Origin of the sequence: Spirillospora sp. NPDC049024, assembly GCF_040649235.1 — a bacterium.
Lineage (GTDB): Bacteria > Actinomycetota > Actinomycetes > Streptosporangiales > Streptosporangiaceae > Spirillospora.
In genome coordinates this window covers 344,874-361,284 of record NZ_JBEZFD010000003.1, presented here as the reverse complement: position 1 = coordinate 361,284, position 16,411 = coordinate 344,874, and the positions used below count along the sequence as shown (strand labels likewise).

At 73.0% G+C, this 16,411-nt stretch carries 17 protein-coding genes and 1 riboswitch; of the genes, 7 read left to right on the top strand and 10 right to left on the bottom strand.

The genetic code is table 11. From position 1 onward, the window contains the following. Positions 1 to 60 precede the first annotated feature (60 nt). Complete coding sequence (locus AB0C21_RS07285; RefSeq protein ID WP_500203169.1) at positions 61 to 531, top strand: carboxymuconolactone decarboxylase family protein; 471 nt, start codon at positions 61 to 63, stop codon at positions 529 to 531. 18 nt (positions 532 to 549) lie between these two features. Here AB0C21_RS07285 and AB0C21_RS07280 read toward each other — a convergent pair whose 3' ends face one another. The 8 genes from AB0C21_RS07280 to AB0C21_RS07245 all read right to left on the bottom strand — a co-directional run bounded on the left by AB0C21_RS07280 (position 550) and on the right by AB0C21_RS07245 (position 7,724). Beyond that, a complete protein-coding gene (locus AB0C21_RS07280; RefSeq protein WP_500203168.1) occupies positions 550 to 1,137 on the bottom strand; it encodes a TetR/AcrR family transcriptional regulator in 588 nt (195 codons plus the stop codon). A gap of 31 nt (positions 1,138 to 1,168) precedes the next feature. Next, on the bottom strand, positions 1,169 to 3,304 hold the full coding sequence (locus tag AB0C21_RS07275; RefSeq protein ID WP_500203317.1) for an MMPL family transporter: 2,136 nt from the start codon (positions 3,302 to 3,304) through the stop codon (positions 1,169 to 1,171). 186 nt (positions 3,305 to 3,490) lie between these two features. Further along, positions 3,491 to 4,027, bottom strand: coding sequence for a GNAT family N-acetyltransferase (locus AB0C21_RS07270; protein WP_500203167.1), 537 nt, complete (start codon positions 4,025 to 4,027; stop codon positions 3,491 to 3,493). 162 nt (positions 4,028 to 4,189) lie between these two features. Beyond that, positions 4,190 to 4,873: a GNAT family N-acetyltransferase gene (locus tag AB0C21_RS07265; protein ID WP_500203166.1), complete on the bottom strand. Its 684-nt coding sequence runs from the start codon at positions 4,871 to 4,873 to the stop codon at positions 4,190 to 4,192. Between the two features lie 59 nt (positions 4,874 to 4,932). Further along, on the bottom strand, positions 4,933 to 5,700 hold the full coding sequence (locus tag AB0C21_RS07260) for a group II truncated hemoglobin (RefSeq protein ID WP_500203165.1): 768 nt from the start codon (positions 5,698 to 5,700) through the stop codon (positions 4,933 to 4,935). Between the two features lie 72 nt (positions 5,701 to 5,772). After that, a complete protein-coding gene (locus AB0C21_RS07255; protein ID WP_500203164.1) occupies positions 5,773 to 6,306 on the bottom strand; it encodes a copper resistance CopC family protein in 534 nt (177 codons plus the stop codon). Further along, a complete protein-coding gene (locus AB0C21_RS07250; RefSeq protein ID WP_500203163.1) occupies positions 6,303 to 7,013 on the bottom strand; it encodes a YcnI family copper-binding membrane protein in 711 nt (236 codons plus the stop codon). Before AB0C21_RS07250 ends, AB0C21_RS07255 begins: the two co-directional genes overlap by 4 nt. Before the next feature lie 75 nt (positions 7,014 to 7,088). Then, entirely contained in the window at positions 7,089 to 7,724 is a 636-nt protein-coding gene (locus AB0C21_RS07245) for an MFS transporter (protein ID WP_500203162.1), read from the bottom strand. A gap of 107 nt (positions 7,725 to 7,831) precedes the next feature. Next, positions 7,832 to 8,049, top strand: a riboswitch (cobalamin riboswitch). A 140-nt stretch (positions 8,050 to 8,189) separates the two neighbouring features. Here AB0C21_RS07245 and AB0C21_RS07240 point away from each other — a divergent pair. The 6 genes from AB0C21_RS07240 to AB0C21_RS07215 all read left to right on the top strand — a co-directional run bounded on the left by AB0C21_RS07240 (position 8,190) and on the right by AB0C21_RS07215 (position 14,497). Continuing rightward, on the top strand, positions 8,190 to 10,556 hold the full coding sequence (locus AB0C21_RS07240) for a ribonucleoside-diphosphate reductase subunit alpha (RefSeq protein ID WP_500203161.1): 2,367 nt from the start codon (positions 8,190 to 8,192) through the stop codon (positions 10,554 to 10,556). Continuing rightward, on the top strand, positions 10,553 to 11,575 hold the full coding sequence (locus tag AB0C21_RS07235) for a ribonucleotide-diphosphate reductase subunit beta (protein ID WP_500203160.1): 1,023 nt from the start codon (positions 10,553 to 10,555) through the stop codon (positions 11,573 to 11,575). Before AB0C21_RS07240 ends, AB0C21_RS07235 begins: the two co-directional genes overlap by 4 nt. A gap of 55 nt (positions 11,576 to 11,630) precedes the next feature. Further along, a complete protein-coding gene (locus AB0C21_RS07230; protein ID WP_500203159.1) occupies positions 11,631 to 11,789 on the top strand; it encodes a hypothetical protein in 159 nt (52 codons plus the stop codon). Positions 11,790 to 11,955: 166 nt separating this feature from the next. Next, positions 11,956 to 12,372, top strand: coding sequence for an acyl-CoA thioesterase (locus AB0C21_RS07225; RefSeq protein WP_500203158.1), 417 nt, complete (start codon positions 11,956 to 11,958; stop codon positions 12,370 to 12,372). Continuing rightward, positions 12,369 to 13,493, top strand: coding sequence for a zinc-dependent alcohol dehydrogenase family protein (locus AB0C21_RS07220; protein WP_500203157.1), 1,125 nt, complete (start codon positions 12,369 to 12,371; stop codon positions 13,491 to 13,493). Before AB0C21_RS07225 ends, AB0C21_RS07220 begins: the two co-directional genes overlap by 4 nt. Positions 13,494 to 13,666: 173 nt before the next feature. Further along, positions 13,667 to 14,497: a hypothetical protein gene (locus AB0C21_RS07215; RefSeq protein WP_500203156.1), complete on the top strand. Its 831-nt coding sequence runs from the start codon at positions 13,667 to 13,669 to the stop codon at positions 14,495 to 14,497. On the opposite strand, the gene AB0C21_RS07210 is transcribed toward AB0C21_RS07215, so the two are convergent. Then, positions 14,460 to 15,653 carry a hypothetical protein gene (locus AB0C21_RS07210; RefSeq protein WP_500203155.1) on the bottom strand — a complete coding sequence of 398 codons (1,194 nt, stop codon included), beginning with the start codon at positions 15,651 to 15,653 and terminating at the stop codon, positions 14,460 to 14,462. The genes AB0C21_RS07215 and AB0C21_RS07210 overlap by 38 nt on opposite strands. A 7-nt stretch (positions 15,654 to 15,660) precedes the next feature. Beyond that, positions 15,661 to 16,392, bottom strand: a complete 732-nt coding sequence (locus AB0C21_RS07205) for a PaaX family transcriptional regulator C-terminal domain-containing protein (protein ID WP_500203154.1) — start codon at positions 16,390 to 16,392, stop codon at positions 15,661 to 15,663. Positions 16,393 to 16,411 lie beyond the last annotated feature (19 nt).

Genomic DNA, 16,411 nt, shown 5'->3' with positions numbered 1-16,411 from the left:
ACACGGCGGGGGGCTGGATCGTCAACCTGGTGTAACCCTCCATACGGCAAGGAGACCACCATGGACGCCCGATTCACCTTCTACGACACCGAGACCGGCGGAAAGTTCATGAAGTACCTCCTGTCGGCGTCCAAGGCCGTGACGAACTCGGGGCTGCCGCTCGCGACGGCGCATCTGGTGGAGCTCCGGGCCAGCCAGATCAACGGGTGCGGCTTCTGCGTCGACATGCACAGCAAGGACGCCGCCCACGCGGGTGAGACCTCGGTGCGGCTCAACCTCGTCGCGGCCTGGCGGGAGGCCACGGTCTTCACCGACGCGGAGCGCGCCGCCCTGGAGCTGGCGGAGGAGGGGACGCGGCTCGCCGACGGCCCCGGCGTCTCTGACGAGGTCTGGGCGAACGCCGCCAAGCACTACGACGAGGAGCAGCTCGCCGGGCTGGTGTCCCTGATCGCTCTCATCAACACCTGGAACCGCCTGAACGTCATCACCCGGCAGCCCGCCGGCGGCTACCAGCCCGGCCAGTTCGGCTGACCGGGCCCGGCGCCCGGTTCACGGCGCGCCCGGGTCGATCGGGGCGAGGGCGGCGAGGGACTCGTCCAGCGCCTCGGGAAGGTCCAGGGACGGGTCCTCCGACCAGCGGATCATCAGGTCGAGCATCACGCCGAAGGCCGCGCCCGTGAGGGCGCGGACCTCGGCGGGCTCGCGGCCGGCGCGCTCGGCGAGGATGCCGGTGACCGTGCGCATGGTGTCGACGAAGCTGCCGAAGGCGGCGCCGCGCAGTGCGGGGACGGACAGGATGAGGACGGCCCGGTCGCGTCCGGCGGCGAGGTCGCCGGCCGAGAACCCGCCGAGGACCTCGCGCATCGCGGCGCGCAGGGCCCGCAGCGGGGACAGCTCCGGGGGCTGGGCGCGCAGCGACGCGAACACGACCGGGTCGGCCTCGTCGCTGATGACGAGGTCCTCCTTGGTGGGGAAGTAGCGGAAGACGGTGGTGTGCGCGACCTCCGCCGCCTGCGCGACCTGCTCGACCGTCGTCGCCTCGTAGCCCCGCTCGCGGAACAGGCGCAGGGCCTCCCGCTGGATGGCGGCCCGGGTCCTCGCCTTCTTCAGCTCCCGCAGGCCCTGCTTCGGCGCCACGCTCCCCAGCCTTTCGCCACTCGGCCCTTCGCTACCCCGACTCGACCGTGGAGCCTACTGCCACCTTCGGCGGGGCGTCCGCGAGCCGCGCGCCCTCGACGTCCACGTGCGGCAGGACGCGGCCGAGCCGGGCGGGCAGCCACCAGCCGGCGCGTCCGAGCAGGGCCATCACGGCGGGGACGATCGTCATGCGGACGACGAACGCGTCGAACAGGACGGCGGCGGCCAGCGCGAAGCCGAACGACTGCACCATCGGCGTCTCCGACAGCACGAACCCGGAGAACACGCTGATCATGATGACGGCGGCGGCGGTGACGACGCGGGCGCCCTGGGCGAGGCCCGTGACGGCCGCGTCGGTGGGGTCCGCGCCGCGGACGTGCTCCTCGCGCATCCGCGTGACGAGGAAGACCTGGTAGTCCATCGCCAGGCCGAACACCATGCCGATCAGCATGACCGGCAGCGGGCTGACGATGACGCCCGAGGAGTGGACGCCCAGCAGGTCGTTCAGCCGGCCCCACTGGAACACGGCGACGACCGCGCCGAACGTGGCGGCGACGCTGAGCAGGAACCCGACCGTCGCCTTCAACGGTACGAGTATCGAGCGGAACACCAGCGTGAGCAGCAGGAACGCCAGCCCGACGACGACCGCGAGGTAGGGGACGAGCGCGCCGGCGAGCTTCTCGGACATGTCGATGTCGATCGCGGTCTGCCCGGTCACGGCGACCGTGGCGCCGGTGCCGGAGCGGAACCGGTCGCGGATCGCGTGGATGAGGTCCTCGGTGGCCTCGCTGGTCGGCCCGCCGGTGGGGACGACGCCCACGAGGGCGGTCCCGCCGGTCCGGTCGACGACCGGCGGGTCGACCGAGGCGACGCCGTCCAGCGACCTGACCTCGCTCGCGACGCGCCCCGCGGCGGCCTTCGCGTCGCCGGGAGCCTGCACGACGAGGAGCAGCGGCCCGTTGATCCCGGGGCCGAACCCGTTCGCGAGCAGGTCGTAGGCCCGGCGCTGCGTCGTGCCGGGCGGCGCGGTGCCGTCGTCGGGGAGGCCGAGCCGCAGGTCCAGCGCCGGCGCGGCGGCGACGAGCAGCCCGGCGACGGCCGCGACCAGCACCGGGACCGGGCGCGCGGTGACGAACCTGCCCCAGCGGAGCCCGGCGGAAGCGCCGCCGCGGCGGCGGCGGGGCAGGGCGCGGCGTCCGGCGATCCCGAGCAGGGCGGGCAGCAGCGTCAGCGCGACGGCCACCGCGACGGCCACCGTGAACGCGGCGGCCAGACCGAGCTGCGTGAGCGCGGGAATGCCCACGACCGCGAGCCCGGCCAGGGCGATGACGACCGTCAGGCCCGCGAACACCACGGCGGAACCGGCGGTGCCCGCGGCGCGCCCGGCCGCGTCCGCGAGGTCGCGTCCGTCCAGGACCTCCTGGCGGTAGCGGGAGATGATGAACAGCGCGTAGTCGATCGCGACGGCGAGACCGAGCATGAGCGCGAGCGCCGGGGTGTCGGAGTTGAGCTCGACGAACGCGGTCGCGGCGGTGACCGCCGAGAGGCCGACGGCGATCCCGGCCGCGGCGGTGAGCAGCGGCAGCCCGGCGGCGACGAACGAGCCCAGCGTGGCGAGCAGCACGATCGCGGCGACCGCGACGCCGAGGAACTCCCCGGCGCCCTCCTCCGGGGGCGCGACGGCGTCGCCGCTCATCTCCACGCGCAGGCCGGGGACGCGCGCCGCCTCGCGCAGTGCGTCGCGGTCGGCGCCGGTCAGCCTGTACCCGGGGACGCGGTAGCCGACCTCGGCCAGCGCGATCCGGCCGTCCGCCGAGACCGTGCCCCGGACGTAGGGGTCGGCGACCTCGGCGACCCGCGGAGCGGCCTTGATCCGGGCGACCGCCTGCTCGACGTCCGCCCGCCGATCGGCGAGCGACCGTCCCGCCGGGGCGGCGAACACGATCCTGGCGCTCGCCCGATCGGCGCCGGCCTGCGGGAACCGCTGCGCGACCAGGTCGTTCGCCCGCTGCGCCTCGGTGCCGGGCACCGAGAACGAGTCCGGGGCGGGCTGGGACAGCGCGGCCGCTCCCGCCACGGCGGCCACGAGCAGCCCCGTCCACGCCAGGACGACCGCCCACCGCCGCCGGAAGCAGGACCGGCCGAGCCGGGCCAGGAACACCGCCATGACGCTCACCCCAATTCGCTATTGGAGTATGAAGTGTTAGTGAGCTAGCGCTATCTGTCAAGCGGGGAGAGGTCGGAACGCGAACGTGCCGCCCTTCGGTGAGACGGACGGCACGCGCTGGTGAACATGGGATCGATGGGGACATCAAGCCGGGCCCCGGCCGCGCGGCCGGGGCCCGGCCCGCCGTCAGGCGGTGGTGTAGGTGGCGATGTCCTCGGTAGTGCCGGCGTGGCGGAGGCCGGCCTTCTCCAGGACGCGGACCGACGCCGTGTTGCTCGGCTCCACGGTCGCCACGACCGCGTCCACGCCGGGCGCGGCCAGGGCGAACGCCACGATGGCGCGGGCGGCCTCGGTGGCGTACCCGCGGCCCCGGCGGGACGGGACGACGCCGTAACCGAACTCGACGGCCCCGTCGGCGGGCGGCCAGAACAGGCCGGTGGTGCCGACCACCAGGCCGGTGGCGCGTTCGATGATCTGGCGCTGGCCGTGCGCGTCGAGCACGGACGGGTGCTCGGCGATGAAGCCGGCGATGTCGCGATCGCCTTCGGCGGGGAAGTCGTCCGCCCAGTGGGCGCGCCTGTCGCCGGACAGGACGGCGGCGATCTCGTCGCGCGGCCACGGACGCAGGACGAGGCGGCCGGTGGTGAGATCCGTGCTCGGCAGGCCCGCGGCGGCCGGGTCCGCGTCGTGCGGGCCCGATGCGGTCAGGTCGGAAGATGACAAGTCTGGCTCCTGGTCGTTCTGGACGACCGGGCCGCGCTCAACCGCGCACGGCCCGGACAAGGGCATGCTGACGAAGCGCCGCGCGGGCCATATTCATCAACCTCCCCTGTCGCAGGAACGCCGCAAAGCTTATCCGGAACGGCTTTGCGGTGCCTTCGGCGGTCAGGGAATCCGGAAGCCGCGGAAGGTCACGTGCTTGCGGGTCTTGAAGCCGAGCCGTTCGTAGAGTGCGATCGCCCGGGTGTTCGCCTCGGCCACGTGCAGGAACGGGCGCTCGTCCCGAGCCGTGACGCGGGCCGCGAGCGCGCGGACCAGGCGGGCGGCGTGGCCGCGCCCGCGCGCCTCGGGGGCGGTGCAGACGGTGCTGATCTCCGTCCAGCCGGGCGGCCGGAGCCGTTCGCCCGCCATCGCCACCAGCACGCCGTTCTCGCGGACGCCCAGATAGGCGCCGAGTTCGCGGGTGCGCTGCCAGAACGGCCCCGGCCGGGTCCGTGCGACGAGGTCGAGCATCTCGGGCACGCTGTCCGCGCCCAGCTCCACCACGCCGGTGCCGGTCTCGCCGCCGCCGGACCAGACCATCTGGCGGCCTTCGAGGACGAAGACCGGCTCCCAGTCCGGCGGCGGGACCGCGGGGCTGCTGAACATGTCGGCGAGCTCGCCGCGGCCGAGCAGCCGGGCGAGGTCGGCCCACTCCGCCGGCCCCGGGTCGGCGGACACCGTGGAGAAGGTCGCGACTCCCGGCAGGTAGGTCGCGGCCCGGCCGAGGCGGCGGGCGAGGCGCGCGTGGTGGCCGCGGAGCGACTCGCCCACGGGGTCGTCGAGCACCACGTCGTCGCGGTCCACCATGGTGCGGTACCTCTCAGGACGTGCGTGCAGGTCAGCGCCCTGGATGCTACTGCCTGGGGTTACTTCGAAGGGATGTAGGGCGGGGCGACGCCCCAGCCCCAGTGGGGCATGGGGGCTTCGAGGGGCGGCTCGGCGCCCGCCTGGGAGTTGGCGAGGGCGATGCGCGTGCCCCACTCGATGTAGGACGCGAACGCGGCGCGGAACTCCGGGTCGTCCGGGAGGCCGACCTCGTCCGCCGCGTCCATGAGGAGTGAGACCCAGCGGCGGCGCTGCGCCTCGGTGATGGACCTGCCGAGGTGGTGCCGCACCATTGCGTGGTAGCCGCCGCGCTCGCGGCTGTAGCGCTCCGGTCCGCGGAAGACCTCGCCGAGCCACGCCGCGACCCACTTCGGGTGGTCCGGGGCCATGTGCTCGAAGAGGGGGCGGAGCAGGTCGTCCTTGAGGACGTTCGTGTAGAAGTGCTCGGTGAGCCGTTCCAGCGCCTCGCTCCCGCCCGCCCAGTCGTACATGGTCGGGACGGACGACCCGGCGCCGCGCACGGCCGTCCGCTCGTAGTGCCGCATCTCCTCGATCCGCTGGACGTACGGCTTGATCTCGGCGAAGAACGCGGGGAAGTGCTCGCCGCCCCGGAAGCCGCGCATGTGGTCGTCGGCCGACGTCCAGCAGATGCGCAGGATGTAGGACGACGGCTCGTCGACGCACCTGGACAGCTCGTAGTCGACGCACTGCGGCGCCGCGGCGAGGGGGACGGCGGCCCGCGCGTAGGCGGCCTCGAACTCCCCGGCGTCCCCCGGATCGATGCTGTAGCGGATGTACTCGACGATCATTGGCGCCCCCAGGCTGCTTCCGGTCGGGTTATCACTGTAATCCTGTAATCACCCGACCGGAAGCGAAAACGATCAATCCTGGGCGGAGGAGCGGCGCAGCCAGGCGGCGGTGCCGGCCGCGGCCGCGAGGACCAGGGCGATCAGGCCGATCCAGAGCCAGCCCGACGACCCGCCCGAATCCTCGGCGGCGACGATGGTCTTCCGGACCGGCGTCGGCGTGGCGGGCTGGGCGGCACCGGAGGAGCCCCGCACGGTGAACGTGTAGGTGCCCTCGACAGGATGGCCGTCCGACGCCACGACGCGCCAGCCCACCGTGTACTCGCCGTTGGGCAGCGTGCCGTTCACCGCCTGGGTGACCTTGTTGTCGACCGCCTGCGCCGACCCGGCCTGGTACTGCTTGCGCGACGCGTCGGTCACGACCACGCGCGGCAGCCGCACCGGATCCGTGTACGTCAGGACGATCTGGGACGGGGGCGCGACCGCCGAGCCCTTCGCCGGGCTCGCCGACGCCAGCGCGGTGTGCGCCGACGCCGGGACCGCGGTCGTCGCCAGGACCGCCGCGAGCGCCGCGGAGCCGGCGGCCCCGCGCAGCACCGCCCGGATCATGACCGGCTCCGCGCCCGGGTCAGGCCGTACGCGCCGACCGCGATGCCGGCCACGCCGGCCGCGATGCCGATGCCGCCGAGCAGCCGTGCCGTCCCGTCGTCGGGCGCCGCGGACGACGCCGCGGCGGCGGGCTTCACCTGGGCGGTGAGTCCGGTGGGGCTCAGCGAGCCCTTGGGGAGGAGCTTGAGCACCGGCGAGGGGTGCTCCGGCTCGTTCGCCCCCTCGGCGGGCGGCTGGTCCCACTTGACGACCTCGCCGCCGGAGTAGGTCTGGTCGGCCTTGAAGACGAGCCGGTCGGTGTCGGTGGGCAGCGGCCCCATCGAGACGTCGAACTCCTCGAACCGGCCCGGCTCGATCCGGCCGCCGCTCCAGGTGATCTTCGTGACGGCCTCGGTCAGCTCGCCGCCCTCCGTCTTCACGGGCTTCGGCAGCTTGGACTTCTCCACCTTCACCGTCCAGCCCGGTGCCGGCCGGACCGACACCGACGACAGCGGGTGGTCGACCGGCAGGTTCACCACGAGCTTGGTGGTGGAGGCGTCGTCGCGCTCGTTCGGCACGCGGAACGAGACCTTGGTGTACGAGCCCTGCTCGGCGGTCTTGGGGTTGACGCTGACGTGCGCGGACGCCGCCGCGGCCAGGCCGATCACGGACAGTGCGGCGAGGGACGCGACCGCGCCGGCGCGCCGGGCATGCGGAAGGAAGGGCATTGCGGAACTCCGTTCGAGTCGTACGGGAACGACCGGGCGCCGCGAGCCGGCGTCCGGTGGCGTACGGCGCTCCGCTCAGAGGTGAGCGAGCGCCCTCGAACGCGGCGGGGGACCCCGCCGGACGACCTGGTGCCGCAGGATCCGTCCCACCGCCGTGCCGGCGTCCGCCGCCGGCTCGGTCCGGTAGGGGCGTACTGGAGGCTCGGCCGGTTCGACGGCGAGCAGAGATAGCAGCAGCCGGATCGGGCGGTCCGCGAAGGCGGCGACCCGCCGGGCGAGCGACCACGCGGCCCGCTCGCCTCGCCGCAGCCACCACGCGGCCACCAGCGCGGCCGTGCAGTGCGCGAGCGTCATGACCAGGCCGTTCCCGCCGTGCGCGGCGGGGAGCGCGACGGGTTCCATGGCGCCCGCCATGGCGGCGTGAGTCTCGGGCATGGTGTGGGCCGCCGGTGCGGTGGCCGCCGTGAACAGCGTGTGCAGGGCGAACTGCCCGCCGAGGAGCCCGCCCAGGATCGTCGCGAGCGAGCGCTCGTGGCCCGCGAGCATCAGCGTCACGCCCAGGACGGCCCCGAATCCCATGATCGCCGCCCAGGGCGGCACCGCCGCGCCGCCCGCCAGGACGTGCCCGAGGATCGCGAGCGTGGCGCACACGGTGGCGAACACCACCGCGCGCGCGGCCCGGAACAGCGGCTGCGACGCATGGGGGATCATGACGCTGACCATCGTCCCACCCGCGGTGCGGGATGCGCAGCCGACCCCGGATACCGCGCCGACACGCCCAACATCTTGGGGTTGTGCGTTGATCGTCAACTAGATGTAGGGTTCAACCCCGTGCTGGTCCGCCCCCGCCGTTTCGCGGCGGGGGCGGCGTGAGAGGGAACCCGGTGGGAGTCCGGGACTGCCCCGCAGCGGTGAGCGGGAACGACCGCCGTCATCGAGCACTGGGCCGAAGGGCCTGGGAAGCGACGGCCAGTAGGACGCCTCGGGAGAGGCGGCGCCCGCGAGTCCGAAGACCTGCCCGCACGCGAGGCCGGGTGACCGGCCTCATCTTCGGGGGTCCGGGTCCGTCCCGGATCGACACGTCCAGGCCTCGCGGGTGGGCCGGGGGCGGAGCGCGGCCTGCCGCCGCGCGCCGTTCGCATGCCTCCGCGAGGCGGCTTGCGAGGGGAGAAGCACGTGACACAGGCTCTGGCCGCGCCGCCGGCGGAGATCACGGCCGAGGTCGAGGCGGCCTGCGAGGCGGTACCGGGGGTCGAGGCCGGCCGGGTGCTGGCCGCGGTCCGGTCCGCGGCCGGCCTCGACGCGATGGCACTGCGGGACCTCGCGATCGGGGAGGCCGCCGCGCTCATCCCCGCCGAGCCCGGATACTCCAGGGTCGCCGCGCGCCTGCTCGGCGGCCGGATCCGGGACGAGGCCGCGGCCGCGGGCGTCCGCACGTTCGCCGAATCGGTCGCCGCCGCGCACCGCGAGGGCCTCCTGGCGGACGGCCTGGCCGCCTTCGTCGCCGCCAACGCCGCCCGGCTCGACGCGCTCATCGACGAGGGTTCGGGGGGCGTGGGAGACCGTCCCGCCTCGGAGAACGCGTTCGGGGCGGACGACCGGTTCGAGTACTTCGGGCTTCGCACCGTCTACGACCGGTACCTGCTCAGGCATCCGACGACGCGGCTCGTCCTGGAGCGACCGCAGCACTTCTTCTTGCGGGTCGCCTGTGGTCTCGTATTTCCCGACGGAGTCGGGCCGGGGGGTGTGGGGGGTCGGCCCCCCGCAGGCGACACGGCGGTGGACGAGGCCGCCGAGCTGTACGGGCTGCTCAGCACGCTGTCGTACCTGCCCAGCTCGCCGACGCTGTTCAACTCCGGGGCCCGCCGCCCGCAGCTCTCGTCGTGCTTCCTGCTCGACTCGCCGCGCGACGAGCTGGAGTCGATCTACGACCGGTACGGCCAGGTCGCGCGGCTCAGCAAGTACGCGGGCGGCATCGGCATCTCCTGGACGCGGGTCCGGTCGCGGGGCTCGCTGATCCGGGGCACGAACGGGCACTCCAACGGGATCGTCCCGTGGCTGCGCACGCTCGACTCGTCCGTGGCCGCGGTCAACCAGGGCGGCCGCCGCAAGGGCGCGGCGTGCGTCTACCTGGAGCCGTGGCACGCCGACGTCGAGGAGTTCCTGGAGCTGCGCGACAACACCGGCGAGGACGCGCGCCGCACCCACAACCTCAACCTGGCCAACTGGATCCCGGACGAGTTCATGCGCCGCGTCGAGGCCGACGGGACGTGGTCGCTGTTCGACCCGAAGGAGGTCCCCGAGCTGACCGACCTGTGGGGCGACGAGTTCGACGAGGCGTACCGGGCGGCGGAGCGGGAGGGGCGGTTCGTCCGGCAGATCCCGGCCCGCAAGCTGTACGGGCGGATGATGAGGACTCTCGCCGAGACCGGCAACGGCTGGATGACGTTCAAGGACGCCGCCAACCGCGCCTGCAACCAGACCGCCGAGCCCGGCAAGGTCGTCCACCTGTCGAACCTCTGCACGGAGATCCTGGAGGTGACGGGCGACGGCGAGGCGGCCGTCTGCAACCTCGGATCGGTGAACCTGGCCGCGCACGTGGGGCCGTCCGGCGTCGACTGGGAGCGGCTCCGCTCGACGGTCCGCACCGCCGTCCGGTTCCTGGACCGCACCATCGACCGCGGCTTCTACCCCACGCCCGAGGCGGAGAAGGCGAACCGCAAGTGGCGGCCGGTCGGGCTCGGCGTGATGGGGCTCGCGGACGTGTTCTTCACGCTCCGCCTGCCGTTCGACTCGGACGAGGCGCGCGAGCTGTCGACGCGCATCGCCGAGGAGATCGCGCTGGCCGCCTACAACGCGTCCGCCGACCTCGCCGCCGCCCACGGGCCGCTGCCCGCCTACGGCATGACCCGCACCGCGCGCGGCAGGCTCCACCTGGACCACTTCCCGGACGCGGCGCCGTCCCGTCCCGCCGACTGGAACGCGCTCCGCGCCCGGGTCGCGGAGGTGGGCCTGCGCAACTCGCTGCTCGTCGCGATCGCGCCGACCGCGACGATCGCGTCCATCGCGGGCTGCTACGAGTGCATCGAGCCGCAGGTGTCCAACCTGTTCAAGCGCGAGACGCTGTCCGGCGAGTTCCTGCAGATCAACCGCTACCTGGTGGAGGACCTGAAGTCGCTCGGGCTGTGGACGCCGGCCGTGCGCGAGGCGGTCAAGAAGGCGAACGGGTCCGTCCAGGGGCTCGTCGACCTGCCGGAGGAGATGCTGTCGCTCTACCGGACGGCCTGGGAGCTGCCGCAGAAGGCGCTCATCGACCTCGCCGCCGCCCGCACCCCGTACATCGACCAGTCGCAGTCGCTGAACCTGTTCATGGAGACGCCGACGATCGGCAAGCTCTCCTCGATGTACGCCTACGCGTGGCGGGCCGGGCTCAAGACGACCTACTACCTGCGGTCGCGTCCGGCGACGCGGATCGCGCAGACGACGGTCGCCGCGGCCGTCTGCTCCCTGGAGAACCCCGAGACCTGCGAGGCGTGCCAGTGAACGAGCGAGCGGAGGGACGGGGGATGCTCCTCGACCCCGGCATGGACCTGACGCTGCGGCCCATGCGCTACCCGGACTTCTACGAGCGGTACCGGGCCGCGATCCGCAACACCTGGACGGTGGAGGAGGTGGACCTCGCCTCCGACCTGGCCGACCTCGCCCGGCTCACGCCCGCCGAGCTGCACCTCGTCAACCGGCTCGTCGCGTTCTTCGCCACCGGCGACTCGATCGTGGCGAACAACCTGGTGCTCAACCTCTACAAGCACGTGAACGCCCCGGAGGCCCGGCTCTACCTGTCGAGGCAGCTATATGAGGAGGCCGTGCACGTACAGTTCTACCTGACCCTCCTGGACACCTATCTGCCCGATTCGGACGAGCGCGCCAAGGCGTTCGCTGCGATCGAGCACATCCCGTCGATCCGGTCCAAGGCGGAGTTCTGCTTCCGCTGGATCGACTCGCTCGGCTCCCTGGACGAGCTCCGCACCGCCGCCGACCGCAGGGCGTTCCTGCTGAACCTCATCTGCTTCGCGGCCTGCATCGAGGGGCTGTTCTTCTACGGCGCGTTCGCCTACGTCTACTGGCTCCGGTCGCGGGGCCTGCTGAACGGCCTCGCGTCCGGGACCAACTGGGTCTTCCGGGACGAAAGCATGCACATGGACTTCGCCTTCTCGGTGGTCGACACCGTCCGGGCCGAGGAGCCCGCGCTGTTCGACGCCGAGCTGACGGCCCAGGTCACCACGATGATGGAGGAGGCCGTCCAGGCGGAGCTGGCGTTCGCCCGCGACCTGTGCGGGGACGGCCTGCCCGGCATGAGCGCCGGCGACATGCGCGCCTACCTCGAATACGTCGCGGACCAGCGGCTCGTCCGGCTCGGCCTGCCGGTCCGCTACGGCACCGCGAACCCGTTCGCGTTCATGGAGCTGCAGGACGTCCAGGAGCTGTCGAACTTCTTCGAGAGGCGCGTTTCGGCCTACCAGATCGGGGTCGAGGGGACGGTCGCGCTCGACGAGGCGTTCTGAACCTTCCAGAACGGGCAGTCGTTGAACGGTAAAGGCCAGCCCGAGGAGGAAGAACGTGCCGCTCATGGACAAGATCATGCGATTCGCCCGGAGCCCGCAGGGGCGCAAGGCGCGGGCGCGGGCGGAACGGCTCGCCCGGGACCCCCGCACCCAGGCCAAGATCCGAAGACTGCTGTCGCGAGGTCGAGGCGGCGGAGGCCGCCGCCGCTACTGACCACCGACCGGCCACCCGATACCGAGCACCGGACCCGTCCCCGCCCGGGGGCGGGTCCGGCTCGTGTTGGGCGGGCGCACTCGCGCACCCGGCTGACATTTTGCACGGTCACCGTTGTGCCCGGCCGATGCGGCGCCGCCCAGGACCCGCCCCTAGTCTGCTCCTCATGACCGGCGAGTACCTGTACTGGGAGAATGTCCCGACGCGGTGGAAGGACAACGACGTCTACGGGCACGTCAACAACGTCGTCCACTACTCGCTGATGGACACCGTCATCAACGAGTGGATGATCCGGACCGCCGGCTTCGACCCCGCGACCTCCGGTTCGATCGCGCTCTGCGTGGAGTCCCACTGCGAGTACAAGGCCGAGGTCTCGTTCCCCGACATGATCCGCGTGGGGCTCCGCGTCGGGAAGCTCGGCCGCTCCAGCGTCCGGTGGGAGGTCGGCATGCTGCGCGGGTCGGACGGCGCGCTCGTCGCCGAGGGCCACTTCGTGCACGTCTTCGTCGACAGGGACACCCGCCGCCCGGTCGAGATCACCGGAGCGGTCCGCACCGAGATGCAGAAGCTGCTGGCAGCATGACCGCGACCCGCGCCGCCGTCCTCGTCGAGTCGGGACGCCCCGCCCCCTACGCCGCGTCCCGTCCCCTGGAGATCGCCGACCTGCGCCTGGACCCGCCCGGCCACGGCGAGCTGCTGGTCCGGATCGGCGCCGCCGGCCTCTGCCACTCCGACCTGTCCGTCATCAACGGGTCGAGGCCGCGCCCCCTCCCGATGGCCCTCGGGCACGAGGCCGCGGGCGAGGTGGTCGAGACCGGGCCCGGCACCGAGTTCGCGCCCGGCGACCACGTCGTCCTCGCGTTCGTCCCGGCCTGCGGGCACTGCGAGCGCTGCGTCGCCGGACGCCCCGCCCTGTGCGGACCGGGCGCCCAGGCCAACGGCGCCGGAACCCTCCTCGGCGGCGGCAGGCGGTTCCGGGCCCCGGACGGCACCCGCCCGAACCACCACCTCGGCGTCTCGGCGTTCTCCGAGTACACGGTCGTCTCGGCGCGGTCCGCCGTGAAGGTCGACCGCGACCTGCCCTTCGACATCGCCGCGCTGTTCGGCTGCGCCGTCCTCACAGGGGCCGGCGCCGCCCTCCACAGCGCCGCCGTCGCCCCTGGCGACACCGTCGCCGTCTTCGGCCTCGGCGGCGTCGGCCTGTCCGCCGTCCTCGCCGCCAAGGCCGCCGGAGCCTCCACCGTCCTCGCCGTGGACGTCGTCGCCCACAAGCGCGACCTCGCCGAGCGCCTCGGCGCCCGGCCCGTCGCGGGCGGCCCGGACGCCGTCGAGGCGATCCGCGACCTCACGTCCGGCGGCGCGGAGAAGGTCATCGAGACGACGGGCGTCGTGGCCGTCCTCGAACAGGCCTACGCCGCCACCCGCCCCGGCGGCACGACCGTCACGGTCGGCCTCCCCGCCCCCGGCGCGCCGCTGTCCCTGCCCGCGCTCAGCCTCGTCGCCGAGGAGCGGACCCTGCGCGGCAGCTACCTCGGCTCGTGCGTCCCCAGGCGCGACGTCCCCCGCTTCATCGGCCTTTACCGCGACGGCGCCCTCCCTGTGGACGCCCTCCTCAGCGGCCGCCTTCCTCTCGATGCCATCAACGAGGGCTTCGACCGCCTTCACACCGCCGAGGCCGTCCGCCAGCTGATCACGTTTCCTTGAAGGAACAGACTCGCGTGTTAACGTCTTGACTCACCGGATGGCGAGCGATGCGGGCGTGGATGAGCACTCGGCATGGCAGCGGGCGCAGGCAGCCCAGGAACGCCCATCATCCCCCTTCGCGAAAACGCTGGTACCAGCAGCCGTTCGCCTGGTTATCGCTCATCGTCATGGCCGTGACCGCCGCCTATTTCCAGGACACGCTCCGAGCGGTGGGCGAAGGCTGGCTGACGCCCGGGGAGGTGGCCGACTCGGTCTCGGCGGGCGAGGCGATCCGGGTCGTCGACGTCCACCATGACCTCGACGCCGGCAACGACGTCCTCGTGCCGGCGCGGAAGGGCGGCGGGGACGCGCTCCCCGGCGGTGCGGCGCCGCCGGACTCGCTGACCGACGAGTGGCTGGCCGCGCACGGCGCGATCGACGTCGGCGCCTCCCGCTGGGAGATCACCGTCGAGACCCGCCGGAACGAGGACGTGGAGATCGTGGACGTCCGCCCGGTCATGGCCGGCGGGCGGTGCGGACCGGCGCCGTCGGGCGCGCTCATCGAGAACCCGAGCGCGGGGGCGGGCGACAAGATCGCGCTCTTCCTCGTGGTCGACGGCCCGCGCCCGCGCCCGGTCTTCCAGCGGAACGAGGACGGAAGGCTCTCCCCGTTCTTCGTCGGCCCCAAGGCGCAGCGGCTGACCCTGGAGAAGGGCAGGAAGGAGACGCTCGCGATCGTGGCGACCATCGGGCGTCCGGGTAGGCCCGCGTCCAAGGAGGGGCCGTACTGCCAATGGAGCGTGCAGGTCGACTACATCGCGGGCGGCGGGCGCCACCAGATGTCGATCAGGGCTCCGGGGAACCGGCTGTTCGCGCTGACCGGCAGGCTCGCCGACGCCGCGCGGTACCAGACGGTGTTCATGGACGGGCTGAACTGCCAAAGGCAGCACTACACGAAGGTGCCGGCGGCCAAGTACGCGAAGCTGCTCAAGGAGTCGTCTCCGTCTCCGCCGGAGTGTCCGTAGCCCCGGTCGTCGCGCCAAGGAATCGGCTTCTCCGGTAGGAGAACGCGACGGCCAGCCCGACGAGCCAGCCCCAGACGGCGCCGAACCGCATCGCGAACGGCAGGATGAGCGTCACCTGCGTCCCGAAACCGATGCTGCTCCCGTAGGTCGCGCGGGACAGCGCGGCATGGGAGAGCCCGGTCAGGGCACCGGTGAGAACGGTGAACGACCATCCGAAGAGGAACGCGTGCAGGGTGCCGTGTCGAGCCCCTGGCTCCATTCGGGAGACGACCCACCACAGCAGCAGCCACAACAGCGCGATGAAGACGAGCGCCACGGCGGTCGACACCGGCCAACTCTCCTTGAGGCCGGAGTAGAACATGAACTTCTCGCCGTCCTTGGGGGCGAGCCAGTCGTCGACCGCGTTCGGCGGCGGCTTCGGCCGCAGCCTCGGATAGAGCGAGATGTTCGACACCGCTTCCGGCAGCGAGACCCGGCCGTCGTCCAAGGAGACGAATTTCGTGGCGCCGCCGAGGAAGGCCAGGCACACCGCGGGAATGATGCCGACCGTGGCGATGTGGCGCGCCCGCCCCGGCAGGTCGCTGACGGCCCCCGCGAGCACGTCGGGGACGTGGTCGGGCCGTCTCGCCCGCCAGACGCGGTGCGCAAGGTAAAGGCCTGCCAGCGGGACCCCGGTCCACAGTGCCATGCCGGCACCGGCGAACAGCGCGTCGGAGGGCCAGAAGTGGCGGTCCCATCGCGTGTCGATCACGATCGCCAGGGAGACGCCCGGCGGGTCGCCGAGCCCGTCGAGGATCACGATCGTCAGCGCCGCCACCTCGCCGGCTCCGAAGGCCAGCATCACCGCGCTCGTCCAGCGGAGGACGGCCCCGGCGAGGCCCGTCCTCGGCGTGAAGGAGCGTGCGACGAGATAGACGAGCGCGGTGGTCAGCAGGTAGACGCCGAGCCGCAGCGGCCAGATCCACGGCCGCAGATGTGGGCCGACGGAGTCGTGCGGCGTCAGCGGAGCGAAGAAGGAGAAGACCCGGGCGACGGGGTCGTCGCCGTAGCGGAAGGCGGTCAGGTACGGCGGGATGTGGGCGGACGCGTCCCACTGCGTGATCGATAAGAACGCCGCGGCGATGGCCGCCGCCGCGATGCTCCAGGTCCGTCCCATGCCCGGATCAGGCGAGGACCTGGGTGGTGAGGAGCTGCTCGAAGTCGGCTTCGAAGGCCTCGTAGTGGGCGCGCAGGTCGGGCCCGGGCCAGCCGGTGGGCAGCAACTCCTGGGGGAGGAGCGGGTCGTTCAGCAGGTGGCGCAGGATGGCCGCCGCGTAGGTGAAGCGCTCGGCGATCGAGGCGGCCTCGGCCAGGGCGGTGCGCAGGGCGTGGGCCTTGGCCGTCCAGGCGTCGAGGTCCCACAGGGACGCGGCCAGGGCGGCGGGGTCGCCCTCGGGACGGCCGGTGAGGAAGGTGCACTGGCGCAGGACGGGCTCGGGCCGCGGGCGGGTCAGGTTCGCCGGGCGCAGCCAGGTGCCCTCCCGCAGTTCGGCGAGCCGCATGGTGGACATCGCCTGGCGCAGCGCCGCGCGGTCGGCGGCGGGACGGCGCTCGGCGGTGATGACGGCGATCTCCCAGCCGCCGTCCCAGGGGCGGGTCGGGGGGAGGCGGGCCTCGTCCTGGCGGGCCTGGCGGGCGAGGAGGCGCTCGGTGAGGGCGTACATGCCGCCGGACTGGACGAGGTCGCCGGCGGCGACCATGCGCGAGAGCGCCACCCGGATCGTCCCCTCCGCGATCCCGAACAGCTCGCCGACGCGGACGAGGTACCGGGCCGGGAGCCGGGGCGGGTGGACGCCCAGCAGCGTGCTCAGGACGACGGACCGAGCGGTGAGCGGGCGTATCTCCAGGCTGTCCATGGCTGGTCGTGACCCTACC

Excerpts from the sequence above, each read along its gene's own strand:
- AB0C21_RS07285 (WP_500203169.1), top strand. The coding sequence starts at position 61 with ATGGACGCCCGATTCACCTTCTACGACACCGAGACCGGCGGAAAGTTC.
- AB0C21_RS07275 (WP_500203317.1), bottom strand. The coding sequence starts at position 3,304 with ATGGCGGTGTTCCTGGCCCGGCTCGGCCGGTCCTGCTTCCGGCGGCGG.
- AB0C21_RS07265 (WP_500203166.1), bottom strand. The coding sequence starts at position 4,873 with ATGGTGGACCGCGACGACGTGGTGCTCGACGACCCCGTGGGCGAGTCG.
- AB0C21_RS07260 (WP_500203165.1), bottom strand. The coding sequence starts at position 5,700 with ATGATCGTCGAGTACATCCGCTACAGCATCGATCCGGGGGACGCCGGG.
- AB0C21_RS07255 (WP_500203164.1), bottom strand. The coding sequence starts at position 6,306 with ATGATCCGGGCGGTGCTGCGCGGGGCCGCCGGCTCCGCGGCGCTCGCG.
- AB0C21_RS07250 (WP_500203163.1), bottom strand. The coding sequence starts at position 7,013 with ATGCCCTTCCTTCCGCATGCCCGGCGCGCCGGCGCGGTCGCGTCCCTC.
- AB0C21_RS07245 (WP_500203162.1), bottom strand. The coding sequence starts at position 7,724 with ATGATCCCCCATGCGTCGCAGCCGCTGTTCCGGGCCGCGCGCGCGGTG.
- AB0C21_RS07225 (WP_500203158.1), top strand. The coding sequence starts at position 11,956 with ATGACCGGCGAGTACCTGTACTGGGAGAATGTCCCGACGCGGTGGAAG.
- AB0C21_RS07220 (WP_500203157.1), top strand. The coding sequence starts at position 12,369 with ATGACCGCGACCCGCGCCGCCGTCCTCGTCGAGTCGGGACGCCCCGCC.
- AB0C21_RS07210 (WP_500203155.1), bottom strand. The coding sequence starts at position 15,653 with ATGGGACGGACCTGGAGCATCGCGGCGGCGGCCATCGCCGCGGCGTTC.
- AB0C21_RS07205 (WP_500203154.1), bottom strand. The coding sequence starts at position 16,392 with ATGGACAGCCTGGAGATACGCCCGCTCACCGCTCGGTCCGTCGTCCTG.